The organism is Haladaptatus sp. AB618 (genome assembly GCF_024136965.1).
Classification (GTDB): Archaea; Halobacteriota; Halobacteria; order Halobacteriales; family Haladaptataceae; genus Haladaptatus.
In genome coordinates, this window is the sequence record NZ_JAMYJX010000007.1 from 73,547 (window position 1) to 99,084 (window position 25,538).

A 25,538-nucleotide genomic window follows, 5' to 3' on the forward strand; every position below is an offset into this window, starting at 1 on the left:
CGTCCACCCGATCATGGGAAAACGCGCGCTGGAACGACGTCTCTCTGCCGTCTCCACGTTCGACCAGCCACGCGTCGAGTTGGAGCAGTATCCGACACCCGCGGACCTCGCGGCCCACCTCGTCCATCTCGCGGACGTTCACCACGATATCGCGGGGAACATCGTCCTCGACCTCGGAACCGGAACCGGAATGCTCGCCATCGGCGCGGCGACTCGTTCGCCAGCGCGCGTCGTCGGTCTCGACTGTGATTCGGCCGCGTTGGCACAAGCGCGGGAGAACGAGCGTCGGGTCGAACCGTCCGCTTCTATCGACTGGCTACTGGGCGATGCGACCCGTGTACCGCTCTGCACAGTCGATTCGGACTCCCCCGTCACCGTCCTGATGAACCCGCCGTTCGGGGCACAGGAAGGCAACGAACACGCCGACCGGGCATTTCTCGAAGCGACCGCAGACATCGCGGACGTCTCCTATTCGATTCACAACGAGGGAAGTATGGGGTTCGTCGAATCCTTCGCCGACGACGCCGACGCCGAAGTGACACACGCGTTTCGTGCGGAACTGCCGCTCTCGCGGCAGTTCGAGTTCCAGCGCCGGGAGCGGACGGTTCTCGACGCCGAGGTTTTCAGAATCGAGTGGCGTTAGCCGCCGTACTGTTCTTTTTTGGCGACTTCGATACGCGAATCGTTGACGGCGGCGATGATATGGTTGTTCTTCTTCCGGGTGAACCTGATACCGTCGATGGTCACCGTCGAGTTTTTCCCCGGCATCGGCGCTGTGCCGACGGTGGACTTGTTCTTCGACAATCGCAGGACGAACCGTCCCTTTCGTGGGACGATCGACACGTTGTTCCCGGCGAGGACGGGACTCGCCGTCACCGAGTCGGACGAGAAGACGTGCTTCCACCGCCCCTTCGACGACCGAATCCACACCTGATACGCCGCACCGCCGCCGGTGACGGTCCACCCGGTGCGTCGCACCTTCACCGTTTTCGCCCACCCGACGCCGCCGACCCTGACCGTTGCTCCGCCAGCGTACGCGAGTTGCCCCTTCGACACCTCACGGGACCATATCTCCCGATCCGGGTTGATGACGATGACGCCGCTGGTGTTCACGTCGGTCGTCTCGCCGCCGACCGATACGTCGATGACGGACACCTTGCGGTTCGGCACGTTCTCGGCGTACGTCACGGTGTAATCCCCGACCGTCACACCCGTATCGAGGGCGTCCGCCCTGTTCCGATGGACCGTCGTGAGGTTCAACGGGGCGGCGACACCGGCCATGATGATGATCGGTATCAATAGCAGTACCGTTCCGACCTGTCGCGCGCTCGGCGAGAACGTCCGTTGGTCCGTCGTGCGGACCGCGACCGCGAGCAGCGTCGCCAGCGTGAGGACGAACAGGACGCCCAGCGCGCGAAAGAGGACGAACGTCTCCATGCCGCGATACCACCAGAGCGCCCACAGCGACGACGAGACGAGGACGACGAACCCACCCGCCCACACCCGAAGCGCGCTCGGTCGAACGCCGCGCGACCGGAGGAGATAGACGCCCGCGACCGCGCCGAGGAAGAAACCCATCGTGTGACCCTGGATGGCGATGCCGTACCACCACGGCCGGGAGAAACTCGTCGTCGCGTGTGCGATCGTTTGCGGGTCGTGAAACGCGGAGTAGAGGGTCGAAACGACGGTCTGCACCGAGAGTGCGATGACTGTTCCGAGCGGATAGCGAACCAGCGCGAATCCGACGAACGCGAAGAAAACGCCGGAGAAGCCGATGACGGGACCCCACGAGAAGATGCTGGTGAGGAGTCCGATGGCGACGACGCCGAGCGGGAACAGGACGAACGCCCGGACCCACGGGTTCGTCCGCCACGAGGAGAACGACGTTTCGCCGTCGTTCGGCGGATAGTGGCCGAAGTAGTACTCGGCCAGCGGCGCGACGGCCAGCGTGCTCGTCATGTTACCGAGCAGGTGGCTCGGCCCGACGTGTGAAAACGGTCCCGTCAGCATTCCGAGCGGGTAGAGATACGACCACGACGCGAACGCGACGGTTACGGGATTGTACCAGTGGTTCCAGCCGTCCTGTACGAACAGATACACCGCGATGACCCCCGAAACGCTGACGACCGTCCCCCACGGGATTCCGAAGAGAAACCGTTTCCGGAGCGTTCTCCCCCACCGTCCGCGCGGACGGTCCAATCCCCAGACGACGACCATGGAAACCAACAGGCCGAGCAACAGGCCGAGTTGCATCGGCCACCCAGCGAACGGCGACACCATGTTCGGACCGTGTAACCGCGATACCATAAAACGAACACGTCCGCGGTCGCCGCGACTACCGACCGGTCGTGTCCGCGGAAAACGTTAGGTCGGTTCGTGAGAACATCGAGGTATGACAACGACGCCGACGGAGGGCGAGACGAGGTCTTTCTCGCGGACGTTCACGAACGAAGAGGTCGCCGCGTTCGCCGACCTCTCGGGCGACCGGGGACAACATCACGTCGAAGGGGAGACGCCGATGGTTCACGGCCTGCTGACGGCGACGCTACCCACGAAAATCGGCGGCGACATGGACTTCATCGCGCGGGAGATGACGTTCCAGTTTCGACGGCCGGTGTACGTCGGCGAGGAAATCACCTGCGAGACGACGGTCGAAGATATCGTTTCGAGTCCGGAGCGTCACGAGATGGTCGTCTCGTTCGCCTGTGTGAACGAGGACGACGAGGTCGTCCTCGCGGGCGACATCGACGGCGTGATATTCAGGAATTAGAAGTCCGGCAAGTCGTCGGGCGCTTCGAACTCCGCTTCCCAGTCCACGTAGTTCTCCGCGAGGACGTCACAGACGACCTGTCCGAGTTCGGTCAGCGATGCGTTGATAGACGAGACGGCGTTCCACGAGTCGATGTCCGGGTGGATGTCCCTGACCTTCCAGTCCTCGGGGATGCCCGGCGCGTGGTAGCCAACGCGGTTCGCGAAGTCGTCCCAGAAGAAGTCGAACTCCGAAAAGAGGTCCAACTCCAGCGCGGTTTCGAACTCGCGTTCCTCCAGGTCAGTGTGTTCGGCCCACTGGTCGAACGATTCCTCCCACGCACCCTCGCGGAGGAAGTCTTCCAGTTCGTCGCGGTGGTAGTCCCGCTCGCCCGCGACCGACACGTCATCGTACTCCTGAACGTCCATCTCGGCCTGAAGCGTCGGCGGATCAGGGGCAGGTACGTCGAGTCCCATGAATCCGGATAGAACGGGTGCTCGGATAAGCGTTCCTTCAGGGACGGCACGGTAGGTATGGATTTCGACCGCGACGAATCGCCGGAAATCGAAGTTACGTCCCCGAAAACAGCCGTTACACGCGTGGACGGTCTGGGAGATTTATCCACGTTCCTGCCGACGAACGATCCGGAATGAGGGACACGACACGCACACTCGGAGTCACGCTCGTCGCAGCGCTACTCGCTGTCAGTGCCGGGTTCGCCGGTATCGGGGCGATGGCCAGCGGCGGCGGTACGACGACGAGCCAAACGACGATGGGGAATGGAACGACGTACGCGACACCGACAACCAATACGACGACTGCGATGGGCGGGACGGCCACTGCGGCACCGACGTCCACGACGACGGCGAACGAGACGATGACGACTGCCGCGAACCAAACCACGAGTCGGACGACGGCGAACCAAACGACCGCCACGAGTCGAACGACGACGTCGAACGGAACGGGGAACGCACAGGTTCGCGTCGCGCACATGTCGCCGGACGCACCGCCGGTCGATGTCCTCGTGGACAACGAGACGGCCGTCTCCAACCTGTCCTACGGGAACGTCTCGGACTACACGAGTCTCCCGGCAGGCGAGCACAACGTGACGATCACCGCCGCGGGCGACCCGAGCACCGTCGTTTCCTCGGACAACGTGACGTTCGACGCGGGCACGAACTACACCGTCGCGGCGACCGGGTTGCTCTCGGGAAGCGGTGATAACGCGTTCGAGCCGGTCGTGTACGAGGACAACTTCACCGCGCCCGGACAGGGGAACGCCTCCGTCCGCCTCGTCCACGAAGCCATCGGAGCGGGACCGGTGGACGTGACCGTCAAAGGGACCAACACCACGTTGTTCGACAACGTGTCGTTCCGCAACGCGACGGCGTACAAGGAAGTCCCGGCAGGTAACTACACGCTGGAGGTCCGTCCCGCGACCGCGAACGACGACGGAACGGTGCTCAAGACGTTCAACGTCACGCTGAACGAGAGTACCGCCTACTCCGCGTTCGCGGCGGGATACGTCGACCACGACCTCGTCCCGCAGGGGACGCCGGACAGGCCGTTCGACCTCATCCTCGTCACCGACTTTACGGCAGCGGGGAACGTGACGACCACGCCGACGACGGCTACAGCGACGACGACCGCAACGACCACAACAGCCACAACAGCCACATCCACGACGCCACAAACGACGAGTTCGACAGGCACGATGACGACCACGCCGGAAACCACGTCGATGAACACGACGAGTACGACACCGCCTACGAACACGACGACCGCCTCGACGACCACCTCGCAAACGACGACGATGGCGGAGAACACGACCACCACGACCACTACCACGACCACCAGCAAGTAGACCATCCGCCGTTTTTTCGGATTCGTGGGCGTCACACTCGTGGATAAGAATAAATGCGTTGAGTAAGATACTTGATAGATTAGCGGACGTCGAGCTATCGGATACGGCCCGTACGCTGTCGCGGCGGGTATCGCACTGACTGCCGCGCTCGTAACCGGGGTGTTCGACTTCGTTCCCGTCTCGGGACGATTCGTGCATTCGGTCGCATCGGTTCTCCCGCTTTCCGAACCGATCCTATCGCTGTCGTTGTTCGTCGGGCTTCCGCTACTGCTCGCGTTTTTGATCGTCATTCGAGCCGCGTACGTCACCACGCCCGTCAACGTGGTGCTCGCACTGTTCGCCGTCCCCTGTTTGCTCGTCTGCCTGTGGGCGTTCTACTCGGCCGTTTTCACCAGTTCTGGCGTCTATTTCGGAGGTCTCTTCGCCATGGTTGCGGGGACGTCGCTGGCCATCGTCGTACTCGCCGACGGACTCCTCTCACGCGTCGGTGCGTTCCGCTCGGCTCGTCGGCGAACCCAGTTCCCCGACTGAGTCGCCCGTTTCGTTCTCCAGGTTCCGATCACGGCGCTCGACCGAAACCACGCCTCAGTCGATTCGTTCGACGAGTCTTTGGAGTTGTTCGATACGCTCCTCGCGGGCGGTGTCACGAAGCGCCTGCTGGTTTTCGTCGGGGCATTCGAGTTCGGGGACGGGCGTCGGCTTGCCGTCGTCGTCCAGCGCGACGAAGGTGAAATACGACGTCGTCGTTTCGCGGTTGATCCCCTTGCGCGGGTCCTCCGCGTGCACGTCCACCTTCACGTCGATGCTCGTCCGGCCGGTATCGAAGACGAACGCCTCCACGACGGCGACCTCGCCGCGGTCGATGGGCGAGATGAAATCCACGTGGTCCATCGACGCCGTGACACACTGGTTCCCGCAGAATCGCATCGCCGAGATCGCGCCACAGATGTCCATCCAGTGGAGCACCGCTCCCCCGAGTGCCCGGTCGAGGTTGTTGGTATCGTTCGGCAGGAGCAGTTCGGTCATCTCGGTGTACGAATCCATCAACGTCGCCGTGTCTGCCATACGCCCACTTCTCGGGCGTCGTACTTAGTTCGTCCCAGTTTTGCGCGCCAGAGTTATGCGCGTCGCCGACCGCTAGTACCCCAATGAGCCGGGAGCGGACGAAGCCGGAATCGAAACTGTTGGCGACCGAAAAAGTCGTGTCAGCCATCGGCGATGGGATCTATCAACTCGACCCCGACGGTCGCTTCGTCGCGGTCAACGACGCAGTCACCGAAACGACCGGTTACGACCGCGAGGAACTGCTCGGGGAACACGTCTCACTTCTCGTGGACGATGCCGACGTGCGACGCCTCGAAGACGAAATCGCGGATCTGCTGTCGAGCGACCCGGATGGAGTTCGAACGACCGAGTTGTTGCTTCAGGGAGCGAGCGGGGAGGAAGTCCAGTGTGAAATCCGTTTTTCCGTGGTGCTGTCCGATGGGGAGTTCCTCGGCACGGTCGGCGTCACCCGCGACACCTCGTGGAAAAAGCGACGGGACGCCGCGCTGAAGGCACAGCGCGACGAACTGACACAACTCCGCCACATCAACGCCGTCGTTCGAAGCATCGACCGCGCCGTCGTCCGCGCGGACACGGTCGAAGGGATCGAACAAGCCGTGTGTGACCGCATCGCGGCCGCCGAACCGTATCGGTTTGCGCTCATTTCCCGTTTCGACCCCGAACTCGAAACCCTCACGCCCGAAGTATGGGCGGGTATCGACGGGGAGTACGCCGAGAACCTTCGAGAGACCGACTTCATCGATTCCGACAGTGAAGCCGTGGAAGCGACCAGAACGCGCTCGGTGCAGGTCGTACGAGACGCCACGACGGAAGTGCACGACTGGGAGGGTCCCGTTTCGGACACCGGTCGTTGGTCGATGGCGTTCGTTCCGCTGGTCCACGACCGGACCGTTTACGGCGTCCTCGGCGTGTACTCCGACCGCCCGTTCGCGTTCGAGGGTCCGGAGCGTGACGTGTTGGAAGAACTCGGTGAGATGGTCGGCTACGCGCTCTCGGCGGTCAAAACCCGGTTGGCGCTCGTGGGCGACCGAACCATCGAACTGACGTTCCAGTTCTCGGATGACGAATACCTCTTCACCGTTATTTCGGAGGAGTTGGACTGTGTCGCTCGGTTCGAGGACGCGATATTGCATCCCGACGGAGCCATGCTGTTGTACGCCTCGATAGAGGGAGCCGATCCCGAGCGTGTCCTCGACTTCTGTCGGGAGTTCGGCGTCACGCATCTTCGAGGGATCAGCGAGCGGGAGGACGAATGCCTGCTGGAGATACGCTACGACGAGCCGATGGCATTTTCAGTGCTGACGAACCACGGCGGTATCATCCGGTCGGCAACTGCGGAGGACGGGGTCGCACGCGTTACCGTCGACATGCCGGAGACGGGCAACGTCCGCGAAGTCGTCAAAGCCATGACTAGTGTGTTCGAGGATTCCGAACTCATCTCCCGACAGACGATCGAACAGCCGACGGAAACGCGCGCCCGGTTCCGCGACACGCTCGAAGACCGACTCACCGAGCGTCAACGAACGGTCCTCACGACGGCGTATCGAGCCGGGTACTACGACTGGCCACGCGGGAGCACCGGGGAGGAACTCGCAGAATCGCTCGACATCGCTCCGCCCACCTTACACAAACACCTCAGACTCGCCGAGCGAAAGGTACTCTCGGGAATCTTCGACGAGCGGGATCGGGACTAATCGTTTAGCCTTCCCACTCAATGCCGTTCGGTGGTTGATCTCTGGTATGACAATCGATACTCTGCCGAGGAAAAACGACGGTGTACGATTGGACGAGACGTCCCCTTCCTCTCTCGACACGCTCTTCAAGGTGTTCTCGGAACCGACTCGGCGCGAAGCGGTCGTTCTCCTGCGACGTGAAGACGACCCTCTTTCCGTGATGGACCTCGCCGACCGCCTCGACGGCGATGCCGACCACATACACATCGCACTCGTTCACGTTCATCTCCCGTTGCTGGATCGTGTCGGAATCGTCGACTGGGACCAAGTGAGGGAGTCAGTCGAATTCGCGGACTTCCCCGACGAGTACGACGAACTGTTGAACGTCGTCGAACGAGATGTCCAGCAGTAATCTCAATATCAGACCCCTTTTAAAAACTCAACTATTGAACGCATAATCGCATGCGAGTCGATATAATATGTCCATGAGTGAATCAATCCGTGTTGAAAGGAACATCCGATCCAGTCGCGTCGGCCCAGTACTCGTGGGGTGGCGAAATGACACTCGTTCAGACTATCGTCGAGACGATGTCGTCGGTGAGTGGTCGATCACCTGAAGAGCTACCACCGCTTCACCACGTCGTTGATGTCGATGCCCTCGAATCCGTCTTCGGTCCCCGTGGTAACGGCCAGCTTCGGTCCGTCACAGGTGAAATCTCGTTTATGTACGAGGAGTACGAAGTCGTGGTCGAGAGCCAGGGCCGCGTCCTCGTCCACGTCGCCGATTAGTTCGATTCGCCGCCGAGCGCGTAGAAAAATTGCCTTGTCATCGATACTGGTAAAAATAGCGAGAGAGTACGGAGAGTGATGACCGACCAGCGCCCGCCGTCATCCGGAGGCGGCGAGGGAAACATACGAGTAGTCGGAACGGCCCACGTCTCTGAAAAAAGCGTCGAACGAGTCGAAGAAGCCATCGAGGTGGATCAACCGGAGATAGTCGCCGTCGAACTCGACGAGGGACGATACCGGCAGATGCAGGGCGAGGTCGCGGAGGACCTCGACCCATCGGATTTACTCCACGGAAACACCGTCTTTCAGTTTTTGGCGTACTGGATGCTGTCCTACGTGCAGGCGCGGATGGGTGAGGAGTTCGACATCCAACCCGGTGCGGACATGAAGGCCGCTATCGAGGCCGCGGAACGGCACGGTAGCGGCGTTGCACTCGTGGACCGCGACATTCAGATGACGATTCAGCGCTTCTGGGCGCGGATGAGCGTCCGCGAAAAGCTACGAATGGTGGGCAGTCTCGCCCTCGGCGTGACCGACCCGCTCACTATTGGCCTCGTCGGTGGTGCCGTCTTCGGCGTCTTCTTCGCCATGATCTTCGGCGTCTTCCTCTCGCCGCTTCTCGGGTTGAACGGAGCACTGACCTTCGGCGCGGGAACCGGCGCATTCCAACTCGTCGGTGGCCTCGCGGGTGGCGCGTTCGCCGGACTAGTGCTCGGAAGTCTCGCGCTCTCCATGGGGATGACGCGACGAATCGACCTCGCGCTCGGCGGCGGATTGGTGCTCGGAATCGTCGCCGGTGCGGCGGCGGGCGTCGGCGCGATCAGTCTCGTCGGTGCGGGCACGCTCGCCGGAATCGGCGCGGTCGTGCTCCGAATCCTGACGTCGCTCGTCATCGGCGTCGGTATCGGCATGGTCCTCGGGATGCTTGGCGGGTTCTTCCTCGGAAGCGCCCCCGTCGAAGAGGAGGAACTCGACGAGGAGTTCGATATCGAGGATCTGACCGACGGCGACGTGATCACGGCGATGATGGAGGAGTTCCGTCGGTTCTCACCCGGTGGCGCGGAAGCCCTCATCGACGAGCGTGACGCGTTCATCGCACACAAACTCGTCACGCTTCGGGAGGCGGGCCACGACGTCATCGCCGTCGTCGGCGCGGGTCACCGCGCCGGGATTCAGGGATATCTGGACAACCCGAGTACCCTTCCACCGATGGAGTCACTGGTCGGCACCGAGAAAGGCAATCGATTCTCGCTGTTCAAACTGCTCGGCTACTTCATCACGGTCGCGTTCTTCGCCTTCTTCATCCTGCTGGCGATGGCGGGCGTGCGACACACGTTCCTCATCGAGGTGTTCGCGGCGTGGTTCCTGTTCAACGGCATCTTCGCCTTCGGACTGGCGAAACTCGCCGGTGCACACTGGGTCAGCGCACTCGTCGGCGGCGCGATTGCGTGGTTGACCAGCATCAACCCGCTCCTCGCGCCCGGTTGGTTCTCGGGCTACATGGAGCTGAAATACACGCAAGTCAACATCGCCGACATCGCCACACTCAACGAGATCATGAGCGACGAGGAGTTGCCCCTCGGGGACATCATGAACCAGATGCTCGAGGTACCGCTGTTCCGACTCATCGCCATCGTGGCGATGACGAACATCGGGAGTATGATCGCGACGTTCCTCTTCCCGTTCGTCGTCCTGCCGTTCCTCGGGCCGCAAGTCGGTGGCGTCGCGGAAATCACGCGACTGATGGTCCAGGGCGCGCACAACAGCGCCGACATCATCTGGGGTGTGCTGTCGTGAGCAGCGGTGTGAACAGTACCGGCGGGGGCGTCCGGTTCAGCCCGATAGAAATCCGCGACCTGCTGGTCGCGTGGGTTGCGCTCGGCGTCGCGTTCACGCTGTTTCTCGACCCCGAATTCGGGCAGTCGCTGTTGCGTCCCGGCGTGTCCTTTTCGACGTCGGTGTTCGTGAAGGCGTTCGGCGTCTCGCTGCTCACCGCGGGGGTCGGGTTCCTGCTCCACGAGTTGGCACACAAGGTGGTGGCGATTCGATTCGGTCAGTTGGCCGAGTTCCGCGCCGACTACCGAATGTTGGCGTTCGCCATCGTCGGTGCGCTCGCAGGCTTCCTGTTCGCCGCACCCGGCGCGGTGTACCACACCGGCGGGGTCACGGAGCGCGAAAACGGCCTCATCGCGCTGGCCGGACCGATGACGAACATCGTCCTCGGCGTGTGTTTCTTCCCGCTCATCTTCGTCGGGCCGGACATCGTAACGCGCATCGGCTACCGCGGCGCACAGATCAACTTCATCCTCGCGGGCTTCAACATGCTCCCGTGGGGACCGTTGGACGGAAATCAGGTGAAGCGGTGGAGTACGGTCGTCTTCATCGCGGCGCTGATTCCGAGCGTGTTGCTGGCGCTGTTCGGCTTGTTCGTGATGTGACGCGGTTCGTTATGACGGGATGGGCTTGGCGGGTTTGCAATTAGCGAGAATACGACCTTGAACCCCCCCACACACTCACAACGACGTGACTATTCTGGTTTTGCGACCGCAGCGACTACGAAGAAGGCCCAGAAAGCCCCCGCCCGCTCGCAGGGGCTTTCCGGGCGGTCTGTTTTCCAGTAGTTGCCGTAGAAGTAGTTGCAATGTTTTCTCGTAGCGAACGAGCAGGAACGTTCGAAGCGGTGTACCTCTCAGCAACTGCACTCACAAATTATCTGAACACCGCTGTTCGTAGCGACTGGACAGGGGCTTTCGGGATCTGCTTCTCAGTAACTGTACTCACAAAATCATCAAATCCATCTCAAAATGACTAGCTTCATCGAAACCGTCCGTGTGAGCGAACCCGCGAACAGCAAACCTTTACTCACCCGGGACACGCGTTCCACCATGAGCGAGGACGAGGAACTCACCTATTCTGACGCGGGGGTAGACATCGACGCGAGCGAGGCGGCGACGGCGGCCCTCGTCGGCGCGGTTTCGGACATCGACAACACGACCGACTACGCTGGACTGCTCGACATCGGCGACCAGTATCTCGCGCTGGCGACCGACGGCGTCGGGACGAAACTGCTCGTCGCGGAGGCGCTGGGCGACTACTCCACGGTCGGCATCGACTGCATCGCCATGAACGCGAACGACCTCGTGGCCAGCGGCGTCGAACCCGTCGCGTTCGTGGACTACCTCGCCGTGGACGAACCCACGGAGGAGTTCTCCGAACAGGTCGGCAAAGGACTCGCGGCGGGTGCCGAAGAGGCGGGCGTCGCCCTCGTCGGCGGCGAAACCGCCGTCATGCCCGAGGTCATCTCCGGCCTCGATTTGGCGGGTGCCTGTGCCGGACTCGCGCCGAAGGACGCCATCTTCCCCGGCGAGGCCGAGGTCGGCGACGTCGTCGTCGGCTTCGAATCCGACGGCATCCACTCGAACGGCCTGACCTTGGCCCGCAAAGCCGCGACGAAGAATCACGACTACGACGACGAATTCCCGGACGGCGAGGGTACCGTCGGCGAACAGCTTCTCACCCCGACGCGGCTATACACCTACCTGCTTCCCGCACTCCGCGAACGTGACGTGCACGCCGCCGCTCACGTCACCGGCGGCGGATGGACGAACCTCCTGCGGATGGGCGAGCACGAGTACGAAATCACCGATCCGTTCCCGGTCCAGCCGGTTTTCGACTTCGTACAGGAGGAGGGCAACGTCTCCGACGAGGAGATGCACCGCACCTTCAACATGGGAACCGGCTTCGTCGTCGCGCTTCCCGAGGACGACGCCGAATCGCTGGTCGAGGAGACGGACGGCCGGATCATCGGCACCGTCGAAGAGGGCGAGAGCGTCGAGATTCGTGGCCTGAGCCTGAACTGACGTCCGGACGGGTTTCGTTCTGAGGGGATTCGGTCGGGGCAAACTTGCAGGTGGGAGAACCGACACCAGCTGAATCGCTGCCAAGTCGTATCCTCACGGCGTGAAACTGCTACGTCTCCGAAGCGGTATTACCAGAATCTTTATTTAATTTGAGTGTGGGTTTTTGTCATGCCCAACCTGACCCGTCGCGCTCTGCTCGGTTCCGCCGGTATGTTCGCTATTTCGGGGTGTGTGATGGGGTCAGGGGTACAATCGTTCGATTCGGATCACACTATTTGGCTCGAAAACAGGTACGACGAGGAGCGGACGATTCACGTCTGGATCGTCCGGAAGGCGGCCGACGAAACCGTCTTCTCGACCACTCGACAGATCGGGCCGGGGGACACGGCCGCGCTGTACAATCTCGAACAGGCAGAGACGACGAACGTAGAGACGTTCCGCGTCTGTGCCCAAATCCTCGATACCAGTTCGAGCGACACGGGGTACGAACAGTGTACGACGGCCAAGACGAACGCGTGCTACGGGAACGTCGATATACAGGTACAGAAGGACGGGTCGGTCGGAATCACCTACGCCATCTGTTGATTCCGCCGCTCATTGCACTCTCACAACTCCTTCACGTACACGTACCCCGACGTGTCAATGCGCTCGTCGTAGAACTTCTCGTCGCGGCGGTAGCCTGCCGACTCGTAGAACTCGATGGCACGCTCGTTTTCGGCCATGACGCCGAGTTGGATTCGCTCGCCGCCGCACTCCGCGACCATCCGCTCGGCGTGTGAAAGCAGTCGGCCGCCGATTCCCTCGCGCCATCTTCCCGGGAGCACGTAGATGCGCCCCAGATCGAACGTCGCGGAATCGCCGTCGGTTGGACTTGCGCCGACGAACCCGACGACGTCTGCCTCCGTTTTCTCGTCCCCCGTTTTCCCGTCGTCCGCTGCAACGCCGAGGATGGAATCGTCGTCCTCGACCAACGAGCGGAACGTCGCGGCGTCGTAGTAGCGTTCGAGGAACTCGTCGGTCGTCTCGGTCCCGATTATCGGGGCGTGTGCCGAATGCCACGCCTGCTCCGCGACGTGCTGAATTCCGTCGGTGTCCTCCCGCGTCGCCGGACGGACGTCGATGCCCATGCGAAAACGTCAGCGAGACCGATGAAAAAACTGTCGCGGAGTCGGAGTCTCAGTTCGTGCGAAGCCGTCGTTCAACGTGAACGAAGCCGTCGTCGGTCCTCCGAGCGAATCGTCTCGTAGGCGGCGAGGACGACGAGCAGCGCGGTGAGCAGGCCGAGACCGACGAAGGAGGGTACCACCATCATCACCGGAATCAACAGCACCGCGACGATTGCCACGATGGCCCGCGCGACGCTGATGGTGCCGTGGTCGCGGAACCGGTACGCGTTGTGACCACAGAGATAGAGCGTTCCGCCGCCACAGAGCGCGACGGCAGGGATGGCGGAGAGCGGTTGGTTCAGGTGTGCCAGCGTCTGTTCGATGCCGAGCGCGACGAAGATGATGCCGCCCATCATCATGAGGTGGATGTAGCTGTATGAATCGCGCGCCAGTATCGCCCGCTCGCGGTCGGACGCCCGGGCGAATCGCCGTTCGGCGGCGAGCGTGATGTAATCGAAGTAGAGCCACCACAGCGTCGCGATGAGCACGAACCCGAAGAGGACGGCGAGCAGGAGTCGCCGGGTGATCGTCAACCCGGCCATGCCGACGCCGATGGCGACGATGGATTCGCCGAGCGCGATGATGATGATGAGTCGATGGCGTTCGACGAAGTGACTCGCTTGGACGTGAAACCCTTCGACGCCCCGAAATCGTGCGATTCCGTAATCGGCGACGATTGCGGTCGTCCACAGCGCCGCCTGTAGCGTCGTCCCGACGAACCCGGAGACGATGAGCAGGACGGGCGCTCCCAAAAATCCCGGTGCGAGTCGGAGTATCGCCTTCCGGGTCTCCGGCGGCGTCGTCAGTCCGTAGAGGACGACGTGCAACGCGCGAACGACGAAGTACGCGACGGCGAAAAATACCGCGTCCGTGCCGAACGCACGCGGAATCGTCAGCGCGACGACGAGCATGGCCGCCATCGCCAACAGGATGACCAACCGCTCGGGGAGGATCTCCTCGGCCGGGATGGCGTTCGTCAACCACGAATAGCCGACCCACGCCCACCAGACCACGGCGAGTAGGGCGATTCCGCGAACGACGCCCGGCCACGACAGGTGATTCGTCAGAAAGCCCGTGATTTGCGTGACGGCGAACACGAACACCAAATCGAAGAACAACTCCAGTGGCGTGACGTCCCCGTCGTGCTGTACCTCGTCCACGGACTCGACATCACTTGTGCTCATCGTTGACATACTTTTTTTCGTCCCGAACGAGAACCTGCGGGGGCATAATTGCGATGGGAGAAGTGGCAGTTTCGAACTATCGAACCGCGCGACGGACCGTCACGACTAGCTCGCGCAAGACTGGAAAGCCGTCGTACGCCCAGAGCAGCAACGTGCACGCCGAAATCGCTCCGACGAGGACGAAGTACGACGTGAAGTCGTGATGGACGAGGTGGGCCCGATACTCGGCGAGGAGTTGCCCGACCGTCCCGGTGAACCCCGCGTCGTGGTCGGGTGGGAGCACGACTACAGGCCAGAGCATGTGTTCGATACCGTACCGGATTCCCTCGTTCATGTGTTCGAGCGCGTCACCGACGTTGTGCGAGAGGAACCCGATACCGAACGCGAGTCCCAGTCGGGGACGGGTCGTTCGCCGCGCGAGCGCGTGAGCGACGGCGATCACGAGGATGCTGGTGAACAGCGAGTGACCGAACGCATACCCGTTTTGAAAGACGCCGTACTGCCAACTCAACGGCTTGTCGATGAGGTCGGGGACGACCGAGGCGACAGCGGCGACGACGATCGCGGTACCGCCCGGTGGTTCGTGATGACGAACGTGAACGAACGCGGAATAACAGAGATAGGCGAAAATCGCGGATTCCCACGGCCACATGGTTCGCCGTACGTCCGCTTCGAAGATACGTCTATGGTGAGAAACGGTATCGCTCGACACGACCGAAAAAGCGACTGCGACCGGAAGACACCCCAATTCGCGTTAGGACAGTCGAGCCGCGATATCGGCTTCGGTGACGATGCCGATGGTTTCGCCCTCTTCGGTCACCATGACTGCTTTGTAGTGGTCGAGGAGGTTGCTGATTTCGTTGAGCGTGGCCGACTTCGAGACGGTCGGGAAGCTTTCGTCCATGAACTCACGGACGGCCTCGTCGCGGGCGTCCTCGTTGACGTGGACGAGGCTGCTTTCGCTGATCGAACCGACCGGAACGCCCTCCTTGATGACGGGGAGTTGGGAGTAGCCAGCATCCTGCATCTTCTGTACTGCCTCGCTCACCGTGTCGGACGGGCCGACGTTGACGACGGATTTGTGGAGCAGGTCGTTCGCACGAACGATGTCGCCCTCGGATTCCTCCAAAGCGTTGACGATTCGTCGGAGCGTCGAGAGTCGCGGGTCCACGTCGTCGCCCTCGATCCGGGCGATGAGCGGTTGTGAGACACCGGCCCGCTTTGCGAGTTCACTCTGCGTGAGTCCCAAATCGGTTCGGTGTTCCCGAAGATCTTGGGGTGTCGGGAGTTCCATGCCTAGAAATTACCAATGGTTATGGTATAAATCGTTCGGACCGTTTATTCGTCGCCGAAGTCGATATCCTCGTCCTCGCCGAATTCGATGGTTTCGACCACCGACAGCGGGACGTCGCGGAGCGCGCCGCCGACTTCGCTCTTCGCGATTCGCTGGGCGTGTTCCTCGCCTTCGGCGTTGAACACTTTCATTTCGAGGACGAGACCGACGAGCGAGGTGTGGGCCGCGATGAACGCCGAATCGAACGGTTCGCCGCAGGCAGGACACCCCGTCGCGCCGACTTCGACTTCGACGTAGTCCATGTTCTTCTGATTTAGCCGCTTTCCTGCTTCGCTGACGGCGACGCCGATGGCGTCGTCGATGTCGTTGACATCGCGTACCAACCAAGCCGCCTCCATCGCAACGAGGTAATTGCTCATACTCGAACCAAACACCGGAGGGTTTCGTGTCTTTTGGTTTGGCGGTCGGAACCGGGCAGTTCGATGACCAATCGTTTCACAGGTCCCGCCACATCTCGACGCACGCGAGTTCGACGCCACCGAACACCTCGTGTTCGACCGTCTCGATCCGTTCGTACCCGTTCGCCTCGTAGAAGTCGGCCGCGTTCAGCGACGCGTGCAGGGAGAGCGAATCCAACCCCACGTTTCGCGCCACGGATTCGAGATGCGAGAGCAGCGACGACCCGAGACCGTTCCGCGCGTACTCCGGGTGGACGTACACCGCCGAGAGAACGCCGGTATCGAGTTCGAGACGACCGAACCCGGCAACCTCACCGTCCTCCTCCGCGACGATAACGTACTTCGATTCGTCACGGATCGACTCCAGATACGGTGCCACTCCGAGCGGTTGGGCGGCCCACGCGTCCACCTGTTCGTCGTGGTAGCCCTCCGGTCCGAAGGCCCGAATGGACGCCTTCCGGAGGTCGAGAATCGATTTCGCGTCGGCCTCCGTCGCGGAGCGAATCGAAAGCATAGAACAGGTGACAACGGATGGGACCCTAACAGTTCGGATGCAGGCGATAGCCTACTATTCGGAAGCGGGATACGGTCGGTCTCGAATCTCCATCCATCGTCCCCTCGTTCGACTACGACAGGCCGACGATGGCGTAGATGAACAGGAAGCCGAAGTACAGCAGGACGAGCACGCCGAGCGCCTTGAGACGGAAGTGTTTGAGTTCCTCCGTCTCCTCCTCGTAGGTGTCGTAGAATTCCTCGACTTCGCCCTCGGTGAGTTCGTCCCCGTGTTGCAACCCGCGGTGGAGCACCAGATACTCCTCCCTCCGAAACGGGCAACCACAGTAGGCACACTCGTAGGCCGATTCGCCGGACGGAACGTGGTAGTCTGTCGCTATCGTCATGGTCATGGTGGTGTGATCGTCGGTTGCGAAACGACCCACATGCTCGTCATCGTGTACAGGATCATCACGGCGACGAGCGGGTACTGGCTCCGTATCGCCTGCATCCTGCTCGGAAACACGTCGTACGCCGTGGCGTGGGCCACCCACACCGCGAGCAGGTGGCCGATCAGGATGAACGCCATGTTGACCGCACTCCACCACGGCGGAAGGACGATGATGATCGGTTGGGGCGGGTTGATCGGGTTCGACAACATTCCCAAGAGGGTGGGAGAGAGCGAGAGGAAGTAACCCACGTAGTGGGCGAGGTGATACCCGACGGCTATCGGCAGGAGCGACGGCGCGAACTTCCGGGTGATCGCCGAGGTGGTGAGGTAGGTGTCCGCCGTGTTATGGGCCAATCGCGCGGCCAGTCGATACGCGCCGAGGAAGAGCAGGAACCCACCGAGCAGCGCCGCGAGATAGGTGACGTGTCGTGGCACTCCGGCACCGGTCACCGCGCCTTCGATGTCCGCCCAGAGCGGCGTCGAAACGAACCCGTCGTAGGTCGTCACCCACAGGATAGAAATGATGAACGCGACTTCGTCGATCCCCGTCACGTACTTCGTCTCGGTCAACCGCGCACCCGGTAGTTGGAACTCGAACCCTGACTCGGTTCGGCGGAACGGGGCGACCCGCCCGTAGTAGCGAAAGACGCGGGCCACGGGATCGACAGTGCTGAACCACCTTTCGGTGTTAAATACGACGGTTCCCGCGAGCGTGATGAGCGAGTACGCGACGATGATATCGGCCAACATCTTGGGTTCGCTGGCGAGGGGGCTGAGCACTTCGAGCCAGATGAGCGCGAGCAGTCCGACGACGCTCGGCCACGCGCCCAATCGCTCGGGGTAGTGAACGTCGAGGGAGGGGAGGAGGTTTCCGATGGTTCGCCACGGGTTCAGCGCGGGCCACGTGTTGCCGAAGATGTACACCGTCGTGGTGTACGCGGCCCACCACCCGACCCAGACGAAGATGATGGCGATGTTTTCGCGCGACGTGGGCGGACCGTACCATCCGGCGGCGATGATTCCGAGCAGAACGAGGACGCCGATGGCTTTCGTCGCGTGAATGACCGTGTCTGCCGACCACGACGTGAATCGTTGCCAGTCGTGAATCTCACGGATGAAGCTTCTGTCGGTGATGAAACTGGCGAGGAGGAACGACGCGCTCACCACGCCGCCGCTCGTGAGGATGAACAACCAGAGGGGGACGGACAGGGATTTCGATGAACCCTCGATACTCGCCCCGTGTGCCAGCGCGTGACCGGAGAGGGCAATGAAGAGCCACAGCGCGGCGACCGCGCGAGTCGTGTACCGAATCGGTGTTCGGCGATGCATCGATTGAACTAGAGTGCGTCGGTCGATAATAGTTTCCGAAAGCGGACCGCAGGCGTCAAAGAAATGAAAAACGTGTGAGATTCAAACGTGTGAGATACGAACCCGTTCGAATCGCTCCCGAACTCAGTGGTTCGGTTCTTCCGTCGGCGCTTCCATCCCCTCGATCTTCAGGATGAGGATGTTCCGGGTGTCGTCCTTGCCGTCGACGCGTCCCTCCACGACGAGCTTCGAGAGCGGCGTCGGGCCGACCTTCACCGCGTCGCCTTCGTGGAAATCACGGACGGAGCCACGGAGGTGGATCTCCGCGCGGCAGAGTTCGGGGTGGTGCACGCTCGTGAGGTCGATCTCCTCGATGTTGCTCTGCTCGACTTCCTCGCCGTTGTGGGTAAGTGGCACCTCGGCGGCGGAGTCGAGTTCTTGCGTGTCGAGTGCCTCGAAGGCCGTCGCGGTCGGCTTGTAGCCGCCCTTCGGGCCGGGAACACCTTCGACGAGTTGGAGCGCTTTCAGACTCTGCATCTGATTGCGAATCGTTCCTGGGTTGCGGTCGACTTCTTCGGCGATGTCCTCGCCCTTGACCGCATCTTCTGTCTCACGGTGGAGATTTACGAGTGCCGTCAGTATCGTCTCCTGACTAGGCGTCAACTCAATACTAGACATTAGAGGAAACTTGGTAATTGATTTCCTTAAATCCGCCGAATATGCCGGGAGAATCGCTGTCTGTTATCTGTCGAAACTCCAGGTATAAATACCAATCCATCCGCCCGAAATGTTGCCTTTGAAACCCCCCCACCTCGTCCATTCTAGTATGACGAAACCCGTCCAAATCATCGGGGCACCGGTCGACTACGGCGCGAACCGACGTGGCGTGGACATGGGGCCGTCCGCGATTCGCTACGCCGGACTGGCCGAGGAACTCGCCGACGCTGGCGTGACCGCCATCGACACCGGCGACCTGAGCGTCCCGCGCGCGGAGGAGCGCGATCCGGAAACGCACGAGCCGAACGAAGGAAAGGCCAAATTCCTCCGCGAGACGGCGGACGCGTGCGAAGGCCTCGCCGACAGGGTGGCAGGCGCGATCGAAGACGACGCCTTCCCGCTCGTCCTCGGCGGCGACCACTCCATCGCCATGGGAACCCTCGGCGGGTCGGCCCGCGACGCCGAAATCGGTGCCATCTGGTTCGACGCGCACAGCGACTTCAACACCCCGAAGACCTCCCCGAGCGGGAACGTCCACGGCATGCCGCTCGCTGGCGCGCTCGCGGTGGACGACTTCGCGGACACTGACTGGGCGAACGCGCCCGGCCTGCGCGCCGAAAACGTCGTCCTCGTCGGGCTTCGAAGCGTGGACAACACCGAAGTCGATGCAATCCGCGAGAGCGGCGTCACGACCTTCACGATGTCCGACATCGACGAGCACGGAATCACCGAAATCGTGGAGGAAGCAATCGACATCGCCACCGACGGCGTGGACGGCATCCACGTCAGTTTCGACATGGACTGGCTCGACCCCAAGGAAGCCCCCGGCGTCGGGACGCCCGTTCGCGGCGGCGTCAGCTACCGTGAAGCCCATTCCGCCCTCGAAATCGTGGCGACGCGCAACAGGGAGGATGGTATCCTCCGCTCGCTCGAATTCGTGGAAGTGAACCCGATTCTCGACGAGCACAACGAAACCGCCGCGCTCTGCACCGAACTGGCGGCGAGCGCGCTCGGGAAGCGCATTCTCTAGAACCCACCTTTTTATTGCGAGGGTCGCTCCGCGACCCTCGATAAAAATCTGGACCAAAAGCAACGGAAGACGTTCCTGCTCGCTTACGCTGTGCGGGCATGCGACTTCCTGGCCTTCCTTCACTACGTTCAGGAAGACACTCCTCATCCTACTTCGGGGTCGTCGGCCCGGAAAATCGAAGATTTTCCGGTATCTCAAAATCGCGTCGCGATTTTGATGGCTCGAAAGACCGGAGGTCTTTCGGTGGAGTTGCTAGCGACTGGCGGATGTGTCACCGGCTGTTGTCTGTGGATGTGTCAATTTTACAACACAGTGGACTGTGTCGCTTGCTGATCTCGGGCGGTTGTGAAAATTCGAGTTACTGGCAGTCGTGCAGATTTCGTCGCTCCGGTAGTTGTATTGATTGACGGGCGCGATTCGAACGCTCGCGGCGGACGCGTCCGCCGCGAGCGAATGCCAAGAACTGGGTAAACTCCCGGGAATCTACGATTCTTCCAACATTTCGGCGATAAAACGCGCTAATTTATTATCCACCGGAAAAATCGGAAGTCATGCGAGAACGAGTGAATCGATTGGCCGACGAGCTAAAAACCGAACTCGGCGACGACATTCACGGTGTGTTTTACGGCGATTTCGTCCACGCTGACTACTCGGTATCGTATCTTCACGAAGGAGTCCAAGAGAGTTTCACACCGGCGGAAATCCGAACGCTCGTGGACGTCGTCGTGGACGAACAGATCGTTCCCCACGACCACGACGAACTCACACACCTCCTCGGCGACCTCGATTTCACGATTCGCAGTTTCGAGAACTCGACCCACTTTCTGGTGTGGAACTCGATGGAGAACGAGGGCGTCTTCGTCGGGACGAGTTCCGACCCGACGTGTTTCACGCCGACCGTCGCCGCGCTTCACTCGCTGGTTCTGCACGACTGATCCCGAGTCGAAAAATCGTCGTTTCGACTGAAAACGTACCGACCGTTATTCGTCGGCCGCGTCGTCTTCTATCGGTTCCGCGTCGTCCGGAACCGCCGTCGCCGCTTCCGCGGGGATCACGTCCACGCTCGCTACGCGGTCGTCCTCGTCCACGTCCATCACGGTGACGCCCATCGTGTTCCGACCGACTTCCGAGATGTCGGCCGCGCGAATGCGCATGATCTGACCGCGCTCGCTCATCATTACGAGGTGGTCGTCCTCGATGACGGTCTTGATTTCGGTGACCGGCCCGTTTCGCTCGCCGGTCTTGATGTCGATGAGGCCCTTGCCGTTGCGCGACTGGGAGCGGTACTCGTCGAGTTTCGTCCGCTTCCCGTAGCCGCGACGGGTGACGGTGAGCAGGTCGTCCACGTCGCCGTTCGCGGCGACCATCCCGACGACTTCGTCGTCGTCGTCGAGTTTGATGCCGTGAACACCGCGGGCGCTGCGACCCATCTCGCGGGCTTCCGTCTCGTCGAAGCGAATGGTCATCCCGTTCTTCGTGGAAATGAGCAGGTCCTTCGTGCCATCCGTGACTTTCACGTCCATGAGTTTGTCGCCGTCTTCGAGCCGTGCAGCGATTTTTCCGGTCGAGCGGATGTTCTCGAACTCCTTCGCGGTGGTACGTTTGACGTAGCCCTGTTCGGTGACCATACTCAACGACTCGTTCTCCTCGAACTCGTCCGTCGTGATGACGGCGGTGATGTCCTCGTCCCGTCCCAAGTCGAGGATGTTGACGGCGGATTTGCCGCGCGCCGTGCGCGACATCTCCGGTATCTCGTAGGTCTTCAGGCGATAGACCTGCCCGTGATTCGTGAAGCAGAGCAGGTAGTCGTGGGTGTTCGCGCGGAACACCTTCGAAATCTTGTCGTCCTCTTTGAGGTCCGCACCGATGATACCCTTGCCGCCGCGGCCCTGCGCGTCGAACCGCTCGATGGGCATTCGTTTGACGTAATCCTGCTCGGTGACGACGACGAACACGTCCTCCTCGGCGATGAGGTCCTCGCGGGTGACCTCCGACGTGTCCTCCACGATTTTCGTCCGCCGGTCGTCGGCGTACTTCTCCTTCATCTCCAGCAGTTCGTCCTTGATGACGGCGAGTAGCTCCGACTCGTCGCCGAGGATGGTTTCGAGGCGCTCGATGCGCGCCGTCACGTCCTCGTATTCGGCCTCGATCTCCTCGGATTCGAGCGAGGTGAGGCTGCCGAGTTGCATCCGGACGATGTGTTCGGCCTGCTTCTCGGAGAAGTCGAACGTCTCCTGCAAGCCCGACCGCGCGCCGTCGCGGTCCTCGGCGTTGCGGATGAGGTCGACCACATCGTCGATACTTTCGAGCGCTCGAAGCCGACCTTTGAGGATGTGAGCGCGTTCCTCGGCTTCGCCGAGTTCGTGCTTGCTCCGCCGTCGAACCACGTCGCGCCGGTGGTCGAGGTAGTGTTCGAGCAGTTCCTTCAGCGTCAGCACTTTCGGCTGGCCGTCGACCAGCGCCAACGAGATGATGCTGAACGTGCGTTCGAGGCGGTGGTTCAGCAGTTGGTTCTCGACGACCTCCGGGATCGCGTTCTGCTTGAGTTCGACCACGACGCGGATGCCGTCGCGGTCGGACTCGTCGCGCAGGTCGCGGATTCCCTCGATAGTGCCGTCGTTGACGTGGTCGGCGATTCGCTGGATGAGTCGCGCCTTGTTCGTCTGGAACGGCAGTTCCGTGATAACGATTCGGTCGTCCTGTACCTCGTACTCGGCGCGGACGCGGAGGCGTCCCCGTCCGGTCGTGTAGGCCTGGTGGATGTCGTTACGCCCGACGATGTTCGCGCCGGTCGGGAAGTCCGGTCCCTTGACGTGCTCCATCAGGTCCTCTATCGTCGCGTCGGGGTTGTCGATGAGTTCGATCGTCGCGTCGATAACTTCTCCCAGGTTGTGCGGCGGGATGTTCGTGGACATCCCGACCGCGATGCCGGACGAACCGTTGATGAGGAGGTTCGGGACGGCCGACGGGAGGACTTCCGGTTCCTGCAAGCGCCCGTCGTAGTTCGGCTTGAACTCCACCGTGTCCATCTCGATGTCGGCGAGCATCTCCTCAGACAGCGAGTCCATCCGAGCCTCGGTGTACCGCATCGCCGCTGGCGGGTCGCCGTCCACGCTACCGAAGTTCCCCTGCCCGTCGATGAGCGGGTAGCGCATGGAGAACTCCTGTGCCATCCGGGCGAGTGCGTCGTAGATCGACTGGTCGCCGTGCGGGTGGAAGTCACCCATCGTGTCCCCGACGATGTTCGAGCATTTACGGTGACTCGCGCTGCTCGTCACGCCCGACCGGTGCATCGCGTAGAGAATGCGCTTGTGGACGGGCTTCAGCCCGTCACGAACGTCGGGGAGCGCACGACCCGCGATGACGGACATCGCGTAGTCGATGTAGCTCTGTTCCATCTCGTCCTCGACGCGGACGCTCTTTACTTTCTCCGCGACTTCGTCCGGCAGGTCCGGTGTGTCGGAGCTCATATATCCACCCACTCCGCTTCGGTCGCGTGGTCCTGAATGAACTGTTTCCGTGGGCCGACGGAATCACCCATCAGCACCGAGAACATCTTGTCCGCCGCGGCGGCGTCCTCGATGGTTATCTGCTTGAGGATTCGGTTCTCGGGGTTCATCGTGGTCTCCCACAACTGTTCGGGGTTCATCTCGCCCAGTCCCTTGAACCGCTGGACCTGCGACGGGTTCCCGTCGCATTTCTCCTCGATGATGCGGTCGCGTTCCTCCTCGGTCATCGCGTCGTACGTGTTTCCGCGATATCGAACCCGGTACAGCGGCGGTTGGGCGGCGTAGACGTAGCCCGCTTCGAGCAACGGTTGCATGTAGCGGTAGAGGAGCGTCAGGTACAGCGTCCTGATGTGCGCCCCGTCCACGTCCGCGTCCGTCATGATGATGATCTTGTGGTAGCGCGTCTCCTCGATGTCGAACTCCTCGCCGACGCCGGAGCCGATGGCCGTGATGAAGTTCCGGATCTTCTCGTTTTCGAGCACGCGGTCGAGACGGTGTTTCTCGACGTTGAGAACCTTGCCGAACAGCGGCAGGATGGCTTGGAACTCCCGGTCGCGGGCCTGTTTTGCCGACCCGCCCGCGGAGTCACCCTCCACGACGAACAGTTCGGACTTCTTCGGGTCGCGCGACTGGCAGTCCGCGAGTTTGCCGGGGAGCGCGCTCGATTCGAGCGCGCTCTTGCGGCGCGTGAGTTCCTCGGCCTTCTTCGCGGCTTTGCGGGCCTTCGCGGCCTCGACCGCCTTGCGGATGATTGCCTGTGCAGTGTCCGGATGTTCCTCGAAGTAGACCGACAGTCCCTCGTGGACGGCACTCTCGACGATACCGCGGACTTCGCTGTTGCCGAGTTTCGTTTTGGTCTGCCCCTCGAACTGCGGGTCGGGGTGTTTGACGGAGATGACGGCGGTCAACCCTTCGCGGATGTCCTCGCCGCGGAGGTTCTCGTCGATGTCGCCCAGCATGTCGTTATCGTTGGCGTAATCGTTGACGACGCGCGTGAGGGCGGTCTTGAATCCGGTCAGGTGCGAGCCACCTTCGCGGGTGTTGATGTTGTTCGCGAACGCGTGAATCGACCCCTGCAACTCGTCGGTGGCCTGCATCGCCACTTCGACTTGGATGTTGTCCGCTTCGTCCTCGAAGTAGATGACGTCGTTGTGGAGGGCGGTTTTCGTCTCGTTCAGGTACTCAACGAACTCGCGGATACCGCCGTCGTAGCGGAACGTGTCGCGTTTCTCCCCGTCTCGTTCGTCGTCGAGGACGATTTCGACGCCGGAGTTGAGGAACGCGAGTTCTCGCAGGCGGTTTTCGAGCGTCGAGTAGGTGAAATCGGTCGTTTCGAAGATGTCTCGGTCGGGCCAGAACCGCTGGTACGTGCCCGTCTCCTCGTCGTCACGCATGTCGCGGACGCGTTCCATCTCTCCCGCCGGGTCGCCACGCTTGAACGTCTGTCGCCAGACGGCACCGTCGCGCTTCACTTCGACTTCGAACTTCTCCGAGAGGGCGTTCACCACGGAGATGCCGACGCCGTGGAGACCGCCGGACACCTGGTAGGATTTGTTGTCGAACTTCCCGCCAGCGTGGAGGACCGTCAGGATGACCTCCAATGCGGGCATGTCGTACTCCTCGTGGCGGTCCACGGGGATTCCACGTCCGTCGTCCGCGATACTCACCGAATCGTCTTCGTGGATCGTTACGTCGATACTGTCACAGTATCCGGCTAACGCCTCGTCGATGGAGTTGTCCACCACTTCGTAGACGAGGTGATGTAACCCACGGGAGTCGGTAGAACCGATATACATCGCTGGGCGTTTTCGAACGGCTTCGAGCCCTTCGAGAACTTGAATCTGCCCAGCACTATACTCATTTCCGTCGCTCATAAATTCTGATTTTTAGTAGGCAGGCACCACTGATAAAGTTCACGCACGCGCGCGT

The 25,538-nt window shown here is 61.6% G+C and carries 27 protein-coding genes; 13 read left to right on the plus strand and 14 right to left on the minus strand.

What is annotated here, in order from left to right; all coding sequences use genetic code 11:
* The first annotated feature begins 10 nt into the window (after positions 1-10).
* Positions 11-643, plus strand: coding sequence for an METTL5 family protein (locus tag NKF26_RS18930; RefSeq protein WP_369682171.1), 633 nt, complete (start codon positions 11-13; stop codon positions 641-643).
* Here the strand turns inward: NKF26_RS18930 and NKF26_RS18935 are convergent.
* Positions 640-2,307, minus strand: a complete 1,668-nt coding sequence (locus tag NKF26_RS18935; RefSeq protein ID WP_253226241.1) for a rhomboid family intramembrane serine protease — start codon at positions 2,305-2,307, stop codon at positions 640-642. The genes NKF26_RS18930 and NKF26_RS18935 overlap by 4 nt on opposite strands.
* 85 nt (positions 2,308-2,392) lie before the next feature.
* Between NKF26_RS18935 and NKF26_RS18940 the strand changes: the two genes are divergently transcribed.
* Positions 2,393-2,770, plus strand: coding sequence for a MaoC family dehydratase N-terminal domain-containing protein (locus NKF26_RS18940; RefSeq protein WP_253226242.1), 378 nt, complete (start codon positions 2,393-2,395; stop codon positions 2,768-2,770).
* On the opposite strand, the gene NKF26_RS18945 is transcribed toward NKF26_RS18940, so the two are convergent.
* Entirely contained in the window at positions 2,767-3,225 is a 459-nt protein-coding gene (locus NKF26_RS18945; RefSeq protein WP_253226243.1) for a hypothetical protein, read from the minus strand. The genes NKF26_RS18940 and NKF26_RS18945 overlap by 4 nt on opposite strands.
* 173 nt (positions 3,226-3,398) lie before the next feature.
* Here NKF26_RS18945 and NKF26_RS18950 point away from each other — a divergent pair, with 173 nt between their 5' ends.
* Positions 3,399-4,613 (plus strand): DUF4397 domain-containing protein, encoded by a 1,215-nt coding sequence (locus tag NKF26_RS18950; protein WP_253226244.1) that lies wholly within the window; start codon positions 3,399-3,401, stop codon positions 4,611-4,613.
* A 192-nt stretch (positions 4,614-4,805) separates the two neighbouring features.
* Positions 4,806-5,144, plus strand: coding sequence for a hypothetical protein (locus NKF26_RS18955; RefSeq protein WP_253226245.1), 339 nt, complete (start codon positions 4,806-4,808; stop codon positions 5,142-5,144).
* 54 nt (positions 5,145-5,198) lie between these two features.
* Here NKF26_RS18955 and NKF26_RS18960 read toward each other — a convergent pair whose 3' ends face one another.
* Positions 5,199-5,678: an acyl-CoA thioesterase gene (locus NKF26_RS18960; protein WP_066146472.1), complete on the minus strand. Its 480-nt coding sequence runs from the start codon at positions 5,676-5,678 to the stop codon at positions 5,199-5,201.
* An 83-nt stretch (positions 5,679-5,761) separates the two neighbouring features.
* Here NKF26_RS18960 and NKF26_RS18965 point away from each other — a divergent pair, with 83 nt between their 5' ends.
* From NKF26_RS18965 to NKF26_RS18995, 7 genes are all read left to right on the plus strand, one after another.
* Positions 5,762-7,372 (plus strand): bacterio-opsin activator domain-containing protein, encoded by a 1,611-nt coding sequence (locus NKF26_RS18965; RefSeq protein ID WP_253226246.1) that lies wholly within the window; start codon positions 5,762-5,764, stop codon positions 7,370-7,372.
* Between the two features lie 46 nt (positions 7,373-7,418).
* Positions 7,419-7,763: an ArsR family transcriptional regulator gene (locus NKF26_RS18970; RefSeq protein ID WP_253234736.1), complete on the plus strand. Its 345-nt coding sequence runs from the start codon at positions 7,419-7,421 to the stop codon at positions 7,761-7,763.
* Positions 7,764-7,909: 146 nt separating this feature from the next.
* Positions 7,910-8,140: a HalOD1 output domain-containing protein gene (locus NKF26_RS18975; protein ID WP_253226248.1), complete on the plus strand. Its 231-nt coding sequence runs from the start codon at positions 7,910-7,912 to the stop codon at positions 8,138-8,140.
* A 78-nt stretch (positions 8,141-8,218) separates the two neighbouring features.
* Positions 8,219-9,937: a TraB/GumN family protein gene (locus tag NKF26_RS18980; RefSeq protein ID WP_253226249.1), complete on the plus strand. Its 1,719-nt coding sequence runs from the start codon at positions 8,219-8,221 to the stop codon at positions 9,935-9,937.
* Entirely contained in the window at positions 9,934-10,578 is a 645-nt protein-coding gene (locus NKF26_RS18985) for a metalloprotease (RefSeq protein WP_253234737.1), read from the plus strand. Before NKF26_RS18980 ends, NKF26_RS18985 begins: the two co-directional genes overlap by 4 nt.
* A 447-nt stretch (positions 10,579-11,025) precedes the next feature.
* The gene (purM, locus tag NKF26_RS18990) at positions 11,026-12,000 is read left to right on the plus strand and encodes a phosphoribosylformylglycinamidine cyclo-ligase (RefSeq protein WP_253226251.1); all 975 of its coding nucleotides are present in this window, start codon (positions 11,026-11,028) and stop codon (positions 11,998-12,000) included.
* 168 nt (positions 12,001-12,168) lie between these two features.
* Positions 12,169-12,585 (plus strand): hypothetical protein, encoded by a 417-nt coding sequence (locus tag NKF26_RS18995; RefSeq protein ID WP_253226252.1) that lies wholly within the window; start codon positions 12,169-12,171, stop codon positions 12,583-12,585.
* 20 nt (positions 12,586-12,605) lie between these two features.
* Here the strand turns inward: NKF26_RS18995 and NKF26_RS19000 are convergent, their stop codons facing one another.
* From NKF26_RS19000 to NKF26_RS19040, 9 genes are all read right to left on the minus strand, one after another.
* Complete coding sequence (locus NKF26_RS19000; RefSeq protein WP_253226253.1) at positions 12,606-13,127, minus strand: N-acetyltransferase; 522 nt, start codon at positions 13,125-13,127, stop codon at positions 12,606-12,608.
* Between the two features lie 71 nt (positions 13,128-13,198).
* The gene (locus tag NKF26_RS19005) at positions 13,199-14,350 is read right to left on the minus strand and encodes a low temperature requirement protein A (RefSeq protein ID WP_253234738.1); all 1,152 of its coding nucleotides are present in this window, start codon (positions 14,348-14,350) and stop codon (positions 13,199-13,201) included.
* Between the two features lie 76 nt (positions 14,351-14,426).
* Positions 14,427-15,002, minus strand: coding sequence for a metal-dependent hydrolase (locus tag NKF26_RS19010; RefSeq protein ID WP_253226255.1), 576 nt, complete (start codon positions 15,000-15,002; stop codon positions 14,427-14,429).
* A gap of 102 nt (positions 15,003-15,104) precedes the next feature.
* On the minus strand, positions 15,105-15,644 hold the full coding sequence (locus NKF26_RS19015; protein WP_253226256.1) for a CBS domain-containing protein: 540 nt from the start codon (positions 15,642-15,644) through the stop codon (positions 15,105-15,107).
* A gap of 44 nt (positions 15,645-15,688) precedes the next feature.
* The gene (locus NKF26_RS19020) at positions 15,689-16,063 is read right to left on the minus strand and encodes a DUF555 domain-containing protein (protein WP_253226257.1); all 375 of its coding nucleotides are present in this window, start codon (positions 16,061-16,063) and stop codon (positions 15,689-15,691) included.
* A gap of 76 nt (positions 16,064-16,139) precedes the next feature.
* Positions 16,140-16,616, minus strand: a complete 477-nt coding sequence (locus NKF26_RS19025) for a GNAT family N-acetyltransferase (RefSeq protein WP_253226258.1) — start codon at positions 16,614-16,616, stop codon at positions 16,140-16,142.
* A 112-nt stretch (positions 16,617-16,728) separates the two neighbouring features.
* Positions 16,729-17,001, minus strand: a complete 273-nt coding sequence (locus NKF26_RS19030) for a C2H2-type zinc finger protein (RefSeq protein WP_253226402.1) — start codon at positions 16,999-17,001, stop codon at positions 16,729-16,731.
* 2 nt (positions 17,002-17,003) lie between these two features.
* Positions 17,004-18,374 (minus strand): hypothetical protein, encoded by a 1,371-nt coding sequence (locus tag NKF26_RS19035; protein WP_253234739.1) that lies wholly within the window; start codon positions 18,372-18,374, stop codon positions 17,004-17,006.
* Between the two features lie 123 nt (positions 18,375-18,497).
* On the minus strand, positions 18,498-19,031 hold the full coding sequence (locus NKF26_RS19040) for an Rrf2 family transcriptional regulator (protein ID WP_066146514.1): 534 nt from the start codon (positions 19,029-19,031) through the stop codon (positions 18,498-18,500).
* Positions 19,032-19,179: 148 nt separating this feature from the next.
* Here NKF26_RS19040 and rocF point away from each other — a divergent pair, with 148 nt between their 5' ends.
* A complete protein-coding gene (gene rocF, locus NKF26_RS19045) occupies positions 19,180-20,100 on the plus strand; it encodes an arginase (RefSeq protein ID WP_253226260.1) in 921 nt (306 codons plus the stop codon).
* A 551-nt stretch (positions 20,101-20,651) separates the two neighbouring features.
* Positions 20,652-21,035 carry a hypothetical protein gene (locus NKF26_RS19050; protein WP_253234740.1) on the plus strand — a complete coding sequence of 128 codons (384 nt, stop codon included), beginning with the start codon at positions 20,652-20,654 and terminating at the stop codon, positions 21,033-21,035.
* A gap of 45 nt (positions 21,036-21,080) precedes the next feature.
* Here NKF26_RS19050 and gyrA read toward each other — a convergent pair whose 3' ends face one another.
* Complete coding sequence (gyrA, locus tag NKF26_RS19055; protein WP_253226262.1) at positions 21,081-23,570, minus strand: DNA gyrase subunit A; 2,490 nt, start codon at positions 23,568-23,570, stop codon at positions 21,081-21,083.
* Positions 23,567-25,483, minus strand: coding sequence for a DNA topoisomerase (ATP-hydrolyzing) subunit B (gyrB, locus tag NKF26_RS19060; protein ID WP_253234741.1), 1,917 nt, complete (start codon positions 25,481-25,483; stop codon positions 23,567-23,569). The genes gyrA and gyrB overlap by 4 nt, the downstream gene beginning before the upstream one ends.
* Positions 25,484-25,538: the final 55 nt, after the last annotated feature.